The following is a 12,815-nucleotide window of genomic DNA, read 5'->3' as shown; positions in this document are numbered from 1 at the left end:
CGAATCACATTGGCGGCACGGTGCCGTCTTTGCCGGCGGAGATGCGGGTGGCGACACGTTCGCCTTTATCGTCAGTGGCGGAGAACAACACGATATGCGCGCCCGGTTTCAACAGGCCGCGATCGCCGGGATCAAGGGTGACGATCGGCACATCTTCCGGTACGGCGACGGTTTTCTGCTGGTTGCCGTAGGTCACGGTCAGGGTGCGGCCGTTGGATTTCACCAGCTTGCCGACGGTGCCGTTGGTCATGGTGTCTACCTTGCCGTCGGCGGACTCCCAGGCCGAATGGCCCTCGCCGGTGCCGCGCAGGCTGGCGGCGAACACGTGCACTTCCAGCGCTTTCAAGGTGCCATCCGCTTGCGGCACGGCGGCGGTGCCGATGAAGCTGTCCGGCTTGATATCCTCCAGCGTGCCTTTCGAAACGCTGAACACCTTGGTTTGATCGTTGATTTTTACGCTGACCTTTTCCCCTTTACGGTCGGTCAATTGCAGGCTGTTGTCGGTGACCTGATCGATAGTGCCACGCAGTGGGGCGATGACTTTCCCGGGCGCCGGGGCGGCGACGGCAATACCGCTGCACAGCATCAGGGTGGACAGCAGTAAACCGGCAAAACGATGACGGGTAATCATAAAGTTCTCCTTTGTATGGGGTGCCGGTTAAGCATGGTCGAACAATAGGGACAGCACCATGTCCGTTTGATGACATTAATGTCATCAAGAATGCCCGCCGAAACTGCTAGTATTTCCGCAAGTGCAATGAGGTGACGACAATGCGGATACTGGTGGTTGAAGACGACATCAGCACGGGTGATTACCTGAAAAAAGGGCTGGGAGAGGCGGGGTACAGCGTCGATCTGGCGCGTAACGGCACTGACGGGCTGTTTCGGGCGCTGGAGCACGGTTACGACGCCATCGTGCTCGACGTGATGCTGCCGGGGCTGGACGGCTGGCAGATAATTGAAGTGCTGCGCAAGAAAAGCGACGTGCCGATCCTGTTTCTGACGGCGCGTGACGGGGTGCAGGATCGCATTCATGGCCTGGAGTTGGGGGCCGAGGATTATCTGATTAAACCTTTTTCCTTCACGGAATTGTTGTTGCGTATCCGTACGCTGCTGCGACGCGGCACGGTGCGCGAAGCCGATCACTATACCCTTGCCGATCTGCAACTCGACGTATTGCGCCGCAAGGCGGTGCGGCAGGATGTGGTGATCCCGCTGACCAATAAGGAGTTTATGCTGTTGCACCTGTTGGTGCGGCGCGAAGGGGAGGTGTTGTCGCGCACCCTGATCGCTTCCCAGGTCTGGGACATGAATTTTGACAGCGACACCAACGTGGTGGATGTGGCGATCAAACGTCTGCGTGCCAAGATTGACCGGCCGTTTGACGTCAAGCTGATCCACAGCGTGCGCGGTATCGGCTACGTCTGCGAGCCGCGTTCATGAGCGCATTGGCCCAACGCTGGCGCGCCCTGTCGCTGACGTTGCGCAGCGCCATGCTGTTTGCTTTGGTGGCGGCGTTGGTGGTCAGTGGCGCAGGCTGGTATCTGTATGGCGCAATGCGTCAGGAAATGACTCTCCGCAGCGATTTTCAGGTTACCGGCCGGGTGGAGTATTTCCGCCATTTGCTGAGCCAGCGCTTTCCGCTCGACCGGTTGGTGGCCAATACCGGCCTGTTTGAAAACATGCTGGGCAATGAACAGGACGTTTTGATTTTTCAGCAGCCGGGGCAAAAGCCGTTAATCAACGTTAATCCGGCCAGGTTGAACTTGCCGCCGGTTACGCCGACGCCGGCCGATACGCCGCAGCTGCTGAGTGCGATAAAAAGCGGGGAAACGGCGCAGGGCGTGCCGTTGCGCGTCGCATCGGCGCTGGTGAGGCTGGATGACGGCAACCTGTTGCAGATCTCGGCAGCCCACGTGATGGTCAATGAACAGAAGATGCTGGCGCGCTATCTGTGGCGGATCGTCGCCGCGGTAGCGGTGGCGTTTGTTCTGATCGCCTTGCTGGGTTATTGGGTGATGCGTCGTGGGTTACAGCCGCTGTGGCGCATGGCGGCGCAGGCGGCAGTGATCACGCCGAATACCCTGTCGACCCGCCTGAGCGAACAGGGGGCGCCGAAAGAACTGCAACAGCTGACCCGTTCGTTTAATGCCATGCTCGATCGGCTGAATGAAGGCTATCAGCGCCTGACGCAGTTTTCCGCCGATCTGGCGCACGAGATCCGCACTCCGGTGGGTGCGCTGATGGGGCATTGCCAGGTGGCGCTGTATCAGCCGCGCAGCGTGGAGGAGTATGAAACGCTGTTGTCGAACAATATGGACGAGCTGGAGCGCATTTCACGCATGGTGGAAAATATTCTGTTTCTGGCACGCGCCGGAGAAGCGCAGGCGGTGCTGAACTATAGTCGTCTGGATGTGGCACAGGAGCTTCAGCGGGTGGCGGACTATTTCGAAGGCCTGGCGGAAGAGCGGGGTATCACTTTGGTTTGCCGGGGCGAAGGGCAACTGCTGGCGGATGCGATGCTGTTTCAACGTGCGTTAAGCAATCTGGTCGCCAACGCGGTGCGTTATGCCGACGAAAACAGCCAGATACAGCTGCAGGCACTCAGTCGGCCGACGGGGGAGAGAGTGGTACAGGTGGTCAATCAGGGACGGCCCATTTTACCGGCGCAGCTGGACAAGCTGTTCGACCGTTTTTACCGTGTCGATGCCGCCCGCAGTGCAGGCAACCACGCCAGCGGCCTGGGGCTGGCCATCGTCCGTGCGATCATGACGCTGCACGGCGGTAAGGCCCGCGCAGAATGTGCGCATGAGGATAAGGCTGCTCGAATAACCTTTAGCCTGATATTTCCCGCTTCCGATTAATTCAACGTGGTTTGCGCAATGACCTGCAATCGGCTCCAGTGGCGAACTTCGCAGAAACAAAAGGCCACGTGGTGTGGCCTTTGGGGTTTTAGCGGGGGCTACATATCCGGGAAGGTCAGGGTATTGCCCGGCGCTTCGCGGTGAATATGCAGGAAGTTCAGGTGCTTCTCGTACTGATCGAGGATATCGCCGATCACCTGCTCCTTGCTGTAGTCCATCAGGTCATTGCCCTGAGTGCCCTCCATCAGGAAGGTTTCCAGCCGGTAATAGTGCGATTTGCCTGAGCGGGCGCGGTAGGTGAAGCCCGGTACCGAATAACGCTGCGGCCAAATCTGATAGATAAAGTTCTGCTCTTCACCCAAATGCACCAGCAGTTCCAGGTGGTTCAAACGCTCATCTTCTGCCGGCGGCACTTCGGTAAACTCCACTTTGGCACCGCGCAGTTCCAGCTCGCGCGCCACTTCCTGCATTGCCGGTCGGCAACGGGTATCAAGCATTTTTTGCGTGTACTGGGTGCCGGGGTAGTTCATCACCCGCGACAGGCGTTGCTTCCAGTTCAGCACGTCATTGCTCGAAATCGGCATGGGGGCGTTGGTGTTCAGCGCGCTGGCCTTGCGATAGTCCTCAACCCGCAGCGATTTATACAATCCGGCCATCACGAAGAAGATCACAAAGCTGAACGGCAGGCCCATGATCACCGTCGTTTTCTGCAATGCGGGCACCCCGTCGGTCATCAGCATGCCGATGGTCAGCAGGCCGATGGCCACCGACCAGAAAATCCGCAGCCAGTTGGGCGCATCGTTATTGATGTCGGCCAGGCGCGAGGTAAAGTTGCCCAGCACCAGTGAGCCTGAGTCCGCTGAGGTCACGTAGAACAGCAGGCCGGTAATGGTGGCCACCGAGGCGCTGAAGGTGAAGCCCGGGTATTGCGCCAGCAGGCTGTAGAAGCCGCGCTCCGGGTATTGCATCACTTCCTGCGCGAAGGCGGCATTGCCGTGGATAATCTGATACAGCGCGCTATTACCGAAGATCGACAGCCACAGCAGGGTGAACACGAAGGGAATGATCAACGTGCCGACCACAAACTGACGGATGGTACGCCCGCGCGAAATACGCGCCAGGAACAGGCCGACAAACGGCGACCATGCCACCCACCAGGCCCAGAAGAACAGGGTCCAGTTGTTCATCCATTCCACCGGACGATCGAAGGCGAAGCTGTTGAGCGTCATGCCCATAAAGCGGTTGACGTAATCGCCGACGTTGAGCACCAGCGCATTGAGCAGGAACTCGGTATCACCGCAGAACAGCACGAACAGGATCAGCCCCAGCGCCAGCAACACGTTGAGCTCAGACAAAATACGAATGCCCTTGTTGACGCCTGAGGTCACCGAAATGGTGGCCATAATCACCGAAAGCAGGATAAGTGCGCTTTGAACCGTCAGGTTTTCCGGCACCTGGAACAGCACTTTCAACCCATAGTTGAGCTGCACTACGCCAATGCCGAGTGTGGTGGCGATGCCGAAAATAGTGCCCAGCACCGCCGCGATATCCACGCTGTGGCCGATCGGGCCGTTGATGCGTTTACCGAAGATTGGGTACAGCGCCGAACGAATGGTCAGCGGCAGGTTATAGCGGTAGCTGAAATAACCGAGGGCAATGCCCATCAACGCATACATCGACCAGCCGGTCAGCCCGTAGTGGAACAGCGTCCACACCATGGCCTGGCGCGCCGCTTCCAGCGTTTGGGCATCACCTTCCGGCGGCATCATATATTGCGTCACGGGTTCGGCGACCGAGAAGAACATCAAATCGATGCCGATGCCGGCGGCGAACAGCATCGCCGCCCAGCTCATCAGGCTGAACTCGGGTTTCGACTGTTCCGGCCCGAGTTTGATCGAACCGAAGCGCGAGGCGGCGATAAATACCACGAATACGATGTACAGGGTGGCGGCCAGCAGGTAATACCAGCCGAAGGTGGTCGAAACCCAATTCAGGGTGCGGGTGATCCATCGCCCGGAGAAATCGGTAAAAAAAATGGTCATCAGCGAGAAGGCCAGAATCAGCCCCGCCGAGGTAAAGAAAACCACAGGATTAAGGCGATCCTTTTGCGGTTTTGAGGAGGTTTCGCTGGTTGTCATCGTCGTCCTCTGTTTTTAACAACTGAGTAAAATCGTGCCCACATTTCTGCTCTGAACGGCGCGCAGGCGTCGTCCGGAAAGTGCGGATAAAAAGCGGCACTGCTTGCCGTTTAGCCTGTTAACGAAACGGAAATCGTTTCGTGGTGGGAACCGCTTACAGACACTGATTTTGGTCAGATTCGTTAAATACCTCACAAAAATCAGCCAGTTCCACAACCGAAAAGTACATTTTTGTAACCAGGCAGCAATAAAATATATGCAATTTTTATTGAACGTTCAATCAAAAAAAAGTTTAATAGTCCACATGAAGACCAAGTTCAGCAGGCGGAAAGTCGATGAAATTCGCCGCTGAGACGAGGCCGAAGTCGGTTTTGTGAGAGTCGAATTATGCCAAAGGTAGGAATGCAGCCAATAAGAAGGCAGCAGTTGATTGATGCCACGCTGGCCGCGGTAAACGAAGTCGGAATGCATGATGCCACTATTGCGCAAATAGCGCGCAGGGCGGGCGTTTCCAACGGCATCATCAGCCACTATTTCAAGGACAAGAACGGGTTGCTGGAAGCCACGATGCGCTATTTGATCAGCCATTTGGGAGAAGCGGTGAAGCTGCGGCTGCAGGCGCTGAACGACCAGAGCCCGGCTTCAAGGCTGCAGGCGATCGTTGCCGGCAACTTCGACGACAGCCAGATCAACAGCGCAGCGATGAAAACCTGGCTGGCCTTTTGGGCCAGCAGCCTGCATCAGCCGCAGCTTAACCGGTTGCAGCAGGTAAATGGCCGTCGTCTGTATTCCAACCTGTGCGCCGAGTTCAGCCGCACATTGCCGCAGGCGCAGGCGCGTTTGGCGGCCAAAGGGCTGGCGGCGTTAATCGACGGTCTGTGGTTGCGCAGCGCACTGCGCGGTGCGGCGTTTAACCAGGCGCAGGCGATCGCGCTCACTACCGATTACATTACGTTTCAACTCCGGGGGCAAACGCCACCCTGAGGACAATCCAAGGAGAACCTATGTCCCGTTTTGGCTTGCAGAAGCTCTATATTAATGGTGCCTATGTAGACAGTACCGAGGGGAAAACCTTCAACGCAGTGAACCCGGCGAATGGCGAAGTGCTTGCCGAGATCCAGTCCGCCAGCGCTGAAGACGTCAACCGTGCGGTTGCCAGCGCAGCCAGCGGGCAGAAGGTGTGGGCGGCGATGACGGCGATGGCGCGTTCGCGCATTCTGCGGCGCGCGGTGGATATTTTGCGTGAGCGCAATGACGAACTGGCGGCGCTGGAAACGCTGGATACCGGCAAGGCGATGTCGGAAACCACCGCTGTCGATATCGTCACCGGCGCCGACGTACTGGAATACTACGCAGGGCTGATCCCGGCTATCGAAGGTCAGCAGATCCCACTGCGCGACACCTCTTTCGTTTATACCCGCCGTGAACCGCTGGGCGTGGTGGCAGGTATTGGCGCCTGGAACTACCCGATTCAGATTGCCTTGTGGAAGTCCGCACCGGCCCTGGCGGCGGGCAACGCAATGATCTTCAAGCCGAGCGAGGTGACCTCTCTGACGGCGCTGAAACTGGCCGAGATCTACACCGAAGCCGGCGTGCCGGACGGCGTGTTCAACGTGCTCACCGGCAGCGGCGCAGAAGTCGGCCAGTATCTGACCGATCACCCGGGCATCGCCAAGGTATCCTTCACCGGCGGGGTAAAAACCGGCAAGAAAGTGATGGCCAACGCCTCCGGTTCAACGCTGAAAGAAGTCACCATGGAACTGGGCGGCAAGTCACCGCTGATTATCTTCGACGACGCCGATCTGGATCGCGCCGCCGATATCGCCATGATGGCCAATTTCTACAGCTCCGGCCAGGTGTGCACCAACGGTACGCGCGTGTTTGTCCCGGCGGCGCTGCAGGCGCAGTTTGAAGCAAAAATTGTAGAGCGGGTGAAGCGCATTCGTCTGGGTGATCCGACCGATCCGCAAACCAACTTCGGGCCGCTGGTCAGCTTCGCGCATATGGAATCCGTGTTGCGCTTTATCGAGAGCGGCAAAAACAGCGGCGCGCGTTTGCTGTGCGGCGGTGAGCGCGTGACCGAAGGCGAATACGCCAAGGGCGCCTATGTGGCACCGACGGTGTTTACCGATTGCCGCGACGACATGGAAATTGTGCGCGAAGAAATCTTCGGGCCGGTGATGAGCATCCTCAGCTATCACAGCGAAGAAGAAGTGGTGCGCCGTGCCAACGACACCACCTTCGGCCTGGCCGCAGGGCTGGTGACCAATGATTTGACCCGCGCTCACCGCGTGATCCATCAGCTTGAAGCCGGCATTTGCTGGATCAACACCTGGGGCGAGTCGGCGGCGGAAATGCCGGTTGGCGGTTACAAGCAGTCCGGCGTCGGCCGCGAGAACGGCCTGGCGACGCTGGAACACTACACCCAGATCAAATCGGTGCAGGTAGAGCTGGGCGAATACGCCTCGGTGTTCTGATATTCCCGTCGCCTTTCGAGCTACAGCGTTGTTGGCCGCGAACGCGGACCCCAGTCACTTACTTGAGTAAGCTCCTGGGGTTCCACGCCCTTGCCGCCTGGCTGTAACTCGAAATTCATAGGGAATACCCTTGATTTTTGAATCCAATATTGCCGCCTATTGCGTATAGCGCCCTTCTGGCCATTCGCCTCATTCAGGCAAACAGATTAAGGAGATAATGAGTGGAATACGATTACATCATTATCGGTGCCGGCTCTGCCGGTAACGTATTAGCCACCCGTTTAACCGAAGACGCTGATGTCAGCGTGTTGCTGCTGGAAGCCGGCGGCCCGGATTATCGGATGGATTTCCGCACGCAGATGCCGGCCGCGCTGGCCTTCCCGCTGCAGGGTCGCCGCTACAATTGGGCCTATGAAACCGATCCTGAGCCGCACATGAACAACCGCCGTATGGAATGCGGCCGCGGCAAAGGCCTGGGCGGTTCTTCGTTGATCAACGGCATGTGTTACATCCGCGGCAACGCGATGGATTTCGACAACTGGGCAAAAGCGCCGGGTCTGGAAAACTGGAGCTATCTGGACTGCCTGCCGTATTTCCGCAAGGCGGAAACCCGCGACATCGGCCCGAACGATTATCACGGCGGCGACGGCCCGGTCAGCGTCACTACCCCGAAAGCCGGCAACAATGAACTGTTCCACGCGATGGTGGAAGCCGGCGTGCAGGCAGGGTATCCGCGTACCGAGGATCTGAACGGTTATCAGCAGGAAGGGTTCGGTCCGATGGATCGTACCGTGACGCCGAAAGGCCGCCGCGCCAGTACCGCTCGTGGTTATCTGGATCAGGCGCGTTCGCGCCCAAATCTGAAAATCGTTACCCATGCGCTGACCGATCGAATCCGCTTCGACGGCAAACGTGCGGTAGGGGTCGACTATTTGCAGGGCGACGGCAATCAGATCGCCAGCGCAAGCGCGCGGCGTGAAGTGCTGCTGTGCGCCGGGGCGATTGCCTCGCCGCAGATCCTGCAACGCAGCGGTGTTGGCCCGGCATCGCTGCTGACAAGCCTGGATATCAAGGTGGTGCACGATCTGCCGGGCGTCGGTGAGAACCTGCAGGATCACCTGGAAATGTATCTGCAGTACGCCTGTAAAAAACCGGTGTCGCTGTATCCGGCGCTGCAATGGTTCAACCAGCCGAAGATTGGCGCAGAGTGGCTGTTCAACGGCACTGGCATTGGCGCCAGTAATCAGTTTGAAGCCGGTGGCTTTATCCGTAGCCGCGAAGAGTTCGCCTGGCCGAATATCCAATATCACTTCCTGCCGGTGGCGATTAATTACAACGGCAGCAATGCGGTCAAAGAACACGGGTTCCAGGCTCATGTCGGGTCGATGCGCTCTCCAAGCCGTGGCAGGGTGCAGGTGAAATCGAAAGATCCGCGCCAGCACCCGAGCATCCTGTTCAACTATATGGCGACGGAGCAAGACTGGCAGGAGTTCCGCGATGCGATCCGCATTACGCGTGAAATCATGGCTCAGCCGGCGCTGGACGAGTACCGTGGGCGAGAAATCAGCCCGGGACCGGAGGTACAGACCGACGAGCAACTGGACGCTTTTGTGCGTGAACATGCCGAAACCGCCTTTCATCCTTCCTGCTCATGCAAAATGGGCGAAGACGAGATGGCCGTGGTCGACGGCCAGGGCCGGGTGCACGGCATGGAAGGATTGCGGGTGGTGGATGCCTCCATCATGCCGCTGATCATTACCGGTAACCTGAACGCCACCACGATCATGATTGCCGAGAAGATTGCCGACAACATTCGCCAGCGTGCGCCGTTGCCGCGCAGTACCGCAGAGTATTACGTGGCCGGCGACGCCCCGGCGCGCAAGGCGTAACCTACATGCCCTCTCGCCGCTGAGGGGGAGGGCCGCTGTAGCAAGCAACCCCCTCTCCAATGCTCTTCCCCGAGGCGAGGGGGCAATTCATACCCGTCATCTTTCAAGCTGCAGCGTTGTTACCTGCCCCCGAAAGCTATAGGTATAATCATGTACCGCTTAAACCGGCAGCGAGATCGCCTGATCGAAACTGTTGGGTGTCGCCATGCGCCACATACGTGCATAAAAATCACTTTGGATCTCTTTTTCCAGCAATGCGCCCGGCTCCAGATAGTAATAGATGTCCGCATAGACCTTGATTTCGGTTGAGGTAATGCGGCGTAGCATATGGTGAGACGTCAGTTGCTCCGGGCGGCTGACGCCGGCCGCGGCCAGCATTTCCGCCAGCGCTTTGACCGTATTTTGGTGGAAGTGGTAAACGCGTTCCGCTTTGTTCGGCACCACTAATGCCTTTTGCCGCAAAGGGTCCTGAGTCGCGACGCCGGTCGGGCAATGGTTGGTGTGGCAGCTTTGCGACTGAATGCAGCCGACGGCGAACATGAAACCGCGTGCCGAGTTCACCCAGTCGGCACCCAGCACCAGCACGCTGGCGATGTCGAAGGCGCTGATGATTTTGCCGCTGGCACCGACTTTGACCTTGTCGCGTAACCCACAGCCTACCAGGGTGTTGTGGACGAACAGCAACCCTTCGCGCAACGGCATGCCCATGTAGTTGGACAACTCAAGCGGTGCGGCGCCGGTGCCGCCTTCCTTACCGTCTACTACGATAAAGTCCGGCAAAATATGGGTATGCAGCATCGCCTTGGCGATGGCGACAAATTCCCACGGGTGGCCGATGCACAGCTTAAACCCCACCGGTTTACCGCCGGACAATTCGCGCAGCTGCTGGATAAAATGCATCATTTCTACCGGGGTGGTGAAGGCGCTGTGCGAGGCTGGAGAAATGCAGTCTTCCCCTTCGGGCACACCGCGCGTGGCGGCAATTTCCGCATCCACTTTTTTCGCCGGCAGAATGCCGCCATGGCCCGGTTTGGCGCCCTGGCTGAGTTTGATTTCAATCATTTTTACCTGCGGGCTCTTTGCCTGCTCGGCGAAGCGCTGCGGATCGAAATGGCCGTCGGCGGTGCGGCAGCCGAAATAGCCGCTGCCCAGTTCCCACACCAAATCGCCGCCGTGCTCGCGGTGATAGCGGCTGATGCTGCCTTCGCCGGTGTCATGATAGAAATTGCCTTTTGCTGCACCCAGATTGAGGGCGCGGATGGCGTTGGCCGACAGCGCACCGAAGCTCATGGCGGAGATATTAAAGATTGAGGCGGAATAGGGCTGGCGGCAATCCGGGCCACCGATCGCCACACGAAAACTGGTGGGATCGGATGCTGCCACCGGGCGCATGGAATGGCCGATACATTCGTAGCCGGTTTGATAAACGTCCAGTTGGGTACCGAACGGCTTGTCGCCCATCTCATTTTTGGCGCGGCGATAGACCAGCGTGCGCTGAGTGCGTGAGAACGGGATCTGCGCGTTATCTTCTTCCAGTAAATACTGGCGTATTTCCGGGCGGATAAACTCGAAGAAAAAGCGCAGGCGGCCGATGATCGGGTAGTTACGGCAGATGGCGTGGCGTTGCTGAGTCAGATCGTAAATGCCCAGTGCGCTCAGGCAACCGAAAAGGATTGCCGGTAGCCAGAACCAGGGGTGCTGCGGCGATAGCGCCAATGACGCCAGCGCAAGCAAGATGCTCAAAACAAAGCAGGTATAGCGGCTGAATAAAGATGATTTCATAACATCTCCTGATGTTTTTATTTAATCCATACGACATGACTCGCGGGAAAATCCCGTGGGCAAATCGTAACCAATAGACAGGAGTGTTATGTGGCTGTTGCTGCTTTGTCGCTCATTGTTACATTAATTTAACCTGGCGTGACGAAGCCAGGCCGCGAGATTGCGGCCTGAAGGGTTATTTACTGGCGACGAAGATGGTGCTCATGCTGCGTAAACGCAGCTTTTTCATCGCGCTGTATTTTTGCGAGAAAATGGTTTTGGGGTGCGTGCCGCGCTTCTGGGCAATATGCAGCAGGCTGTCGCCACGCAGCAGATTGAAGATGACATCGCTTTCCGCCGGGCTAAGCTCACGGGTTTTCTGCATTTTTATCCCGCCGGCCTCTTTGCTTTCCAACAGGTTTTGTATTTTTTCCTGCAGCGAATAAAGTGGGATGCGGGTGGAGACCAATTCAACGGAAATACCCAGTATCGACAGCAGTTTTACTACGCGTTCATCATCATAAAACACCAGGATCCGCGTTTTGGTGTTGTATTGCTGATGCATTGACACCAGGCTTTCAATGACGTTGACGCTTTGCTCCAGATTTTGCGAAGTAAAGATCAGCGCGATATCGTGCTTTATTATCTTTTCCGCCTTGGATCCACCCTGCATAAAATCTGAAAACAGTCTGATATCGTACTTGCCGTAATGTTTTTTCACTAACACCGAAAGGCCGACATAGCTGTACTTGCACTCACTAATAACAAGGACATTGTTTTTAGACATAATGGCAGACACCAATAATGAGTTAAAAGTATTCAGCTGTAAGAAGCGAGTTCAAATCCTTGATGTCGGATTCCTTCCACAGCTTTCCCTGCAGTGCGTAATATGGCATTTCGTCCAGCCATTTTTTATGGTCGGGAGTTTCAACTCCTTCGATGATTACCTTGTAATGATTAAGGTAAAAAAAACGCAATAAAGCGCGCATTAAGCCGTCACCGCCGGACTTTTTCATAAAATCCCATAACAAAAATCGGTCGAGCTTAACGAAGCGGAACTGGCTGTTATACAACGCGGAAAAACCGGCGTAACCAGAACCAAAATCATCCAGCCAAAATGAATAACTTTTCAACGAAGGATCGCCATGAACCCGATCTTTTACCAACCGGGTTGAGTTCTCGCTGATTTCAAAATGAATACAATGAGTGGCACGAATTCTTTCTGCAAAATGGTCGTTGGCCAGCGACCTCAGAGAATGATCGTCCACATTCAATGTGGCTATAACCTGATTATCACGAAACCAGTGATTATATTTTTCTATCAGACTGACTTGTTCTAAAAGAATCTCAATCCGGGTGGCGCTATCGGCTGATCGAAAAAACTGTTCAGGGGAGAAATGAGCATATTCGCTATTAAAAGTGAATCGGGATAAGCATTCAACGGCCAGCAATTGTCCGGATTTTCCGAACATCGGCTGGAAAACGTAATTAATTCCGTTATTTTTCGCTCTAAAAGAACCGCTCATTCCTCAATCCCTTGATTGATATACAACAGGTTGTTTTTTAAAGATAAAAAATTAAAAACACACTGTTTATTGGTAATTATCTTATTTGTCGTCACCGGGACGTGCCAGGGCGCTCGCAGACCATTAAACGCGCAATTTATCGTGAAGTCCAAATGATTTC

The 12,815-nt window shown here is 56.3% G+C and carries 10 protein-coding genes; 5 read left to right on the top strand and 5 right to left on the bottom strand.

Annotated features, from left to right (window positions below; genetic code table 11):
• Positions 1–4 precede the first annotated feature (4 nt).
• Positions 5–631, bottom strand: a complete 627-nt coding sequence (locus QZQ97_RS10390) for a hypothetical protein (protein WP_311993368.1) — start codon at positions 629–631, stop codon at positions 5–7.
• Between the two features lie 140 nt (positions 632–771).
• Between QZQ97_RS10390 and QZQ97_RS10385 the strand changes: the two genes are divergently transcribed.
• Together QZQ97_RS10385 and QZQ97_RS10380 are read left to right on the top strand one after the other, a co-directional pair.
• Positions 772–1,443, top strand: coding sequence for a heavy metal response regulator transcription factor (locus QZQ97_RS10385; protein ID WP_311993367.1), 672 nt, complete (start codon positions 772–774; stop codon positions 1,441–1,443).
• Positions 1,440–2,864, top strand: coding sequence for a heavy metal sensor histidine kinase (locus QZQ97_RS10380; protein ID WP_311993366.1), 1,425 nt, complete (start codon positions 1,440–1,442; stop codon positions 2,862–2,864). Before QZQ97_RS10385 ends, QZQ97_RS10380 begins: the two co-directional genes overlap by 4 nt.
• Before the next feature lie 98 nt (positions 2,865–2,962).
• On the opposite strand, the gene QZQ97_RS10375 is transcribed toward QZQ97_RS10380, so the two are convergent.
• Positions 2,963–5,002, bottom strand: coding sequence for a choline transporter (locus QZQ97_RS10375; protein WP_197912853.1), 2,040 nt, complete (start codon positions 5,000–5,002; stop codon positions 2,963–2,965).
• Between the two features lie 387 nt (positions 5,003–5,389).
• On the opposite strand from QZQ97_RS10375, the gene betI reads away from it, so the two are divergent.
• The 3 genes from betI (at position 5,390) to betA (ending at position 9,368) form a co-directional block, all read left to right on the top strand.
• Positions 5,390–5,986, top strand: coding sequence for a transcriptional regulator BetI (gene betI, locus QZQ97_RS10370; RefSeq protein ID WP_311993365.1), 597 nt, complete (start codon positions 5,390–5,392; stop codon positions 5,984–5,986).
• A gap of 20 nt (positions 5,987–6,006) precedes the next feature.
• Complete coding sequence (betB, locus tag QZQ97_RS10365) at positions 6,007–7,479, top strand: betaine-aldehyde dehydrogenase (protein ID WP_311993364.1); 1,473 nt, start codon at positions 6,007–6,009, stop codon at positions 7,477–7,479.
• Between the two features lie 221 nt (positions 7,480–7,700).
• Positions 7,701–9,368, top strand: coding sequence for a choline dehydrogenase (betA, locus tag QZQ97_RS10360; RefSeq protein ID WP_311993363.1), 1,668 nt, complete (start codon positions 7,701–7,703; stop codon positions 9,366–9,368).
• A gap of 159 nt (positions 9,369–9,527) precedes the next feature.
• Here the strand turns inward: betA and QZQ97_RS10355 are convergent, their stop codons facing one another.
• From QZQ97_RS10355 to QZQ97_RS10345, 3 genes are all read right to left on the bottom strand, one after another.
• A complete protein-coding gene (locus tag QZQ97_RS10355; protein ID WP_311993362.1) occupies positions 9,528–11,150 on the bottom strand; it encodes an FMN-binding glutamate synthase family protein in 1,623 nt (540 codons plus the stop codon).
• 175 nt (positions 11,151–11,325) lie between these two features.
• Positions 11,326–11,916, bottom strand: a complete 591-nt coding sequence (locus QZQ97_RS10350; RefSeq protein ID WP_311993361.1) for a LuxR family transcriptional regulator — start codon at positions 11,914–11,916, stop codon at positions 11,326–11,328.
• A gap of 22 nt (positions 11,917–11,938) precedes the next feature.
• Entirely contained in the window at positions 11,939–12,655 is a 717-nt protein-coding gene (locus tag QZQ97_RS10345) for an EAL domain-containing protein (protein ID WP_311993360.1), read from the bottom strand.
• Between the last annotated feature and the right edge of the window lie 160 nt (positions 12,656–12,815).

It is taken from the genome of Serratia sp. root2, from assembly GCF_031931805.1.
Taxonomy (GTDB): Bacteria; Pseudomonadota; Gammaproteobacteria; order Enterobacterales; family Enterobacteriaceae; genus Serratia; species Serratia inhibens.
The sequence above is the reverse complement of the archived record's forward strand: the minus strand, read 5'-3'. Positions and strand labels throughout refer to the sequence as shown.

What these genes read in the sequence shown, in the direction of transcription:
- QZQ97_RS10355 (WP_311993362.1), bottom strand. Translation starts at nt 11,150, where the DNA reads ATGAAATCATCTTTATTCAGCCGCTATACCTGCTTTGTTTTGAGCATC.
- QZQ97_RS10390 (WP_311993368.1), bottom strand. Translation starts at nt 631, where the DNA reads ATGATTACCCGTCATCGTTTTGCCGGTTTACTGCTGTCCACCCTGATG.
- QZQ97_RS10385 (WP_311993367.1), top strand. Translation starts at nt 772, where the DNA reads ATGCGGATACTGGTGGTTGAAGACGACATCAGCACGGGTGATTACCTG.
- betB (WP_311993364.1), top strand. Translation starts at nt 6,007, where the DNA reads ATGTCCCGTTTTGGCTTGCAGAAGCTCTATATTAATGGTGCCTATGTA.
- QZQ97_RS10380 (WP_311993366.1), top strand. Translation starts at nt 1,440, where the DNA reads ATGAGCGCATTGGCCCAACGCTGGCGCGCCCTGTCGCTGACGTTGCGC.
- QZQ97_RS10350 (WP_311993361.1), bottom strand. Translation starts at nt 11,916, where the DNA reads ATGTCTAAAAACAATGTCCTTGTTATTAGTGAGTGCAAGTACAGCTAT.
- QZQ97_RS10345 (WP_311993360.1), bottom strand. Translation starts at nt 12,655, where the DNA reads ATGAGCGGTTCTTTTAGAGCGAAAAATAACGGAATTAATTACGTTTTC.
- betI (WP_311993365.1), top strand. Translation starts at nt 5,390, where the DNA reads ATGCCAAAGGTAGGAATGCAGCCAATAAGAAGGCAGCAGTTGATTGAT.
- QZQ97_RS10375 (WP_197912853.1), bottom strand. Translation starts at nt 5,002, where the DNA reads ATGACAACCAGCGAAACCTCCTCAAAACCGCAAAAGGATCGCCTTAAT.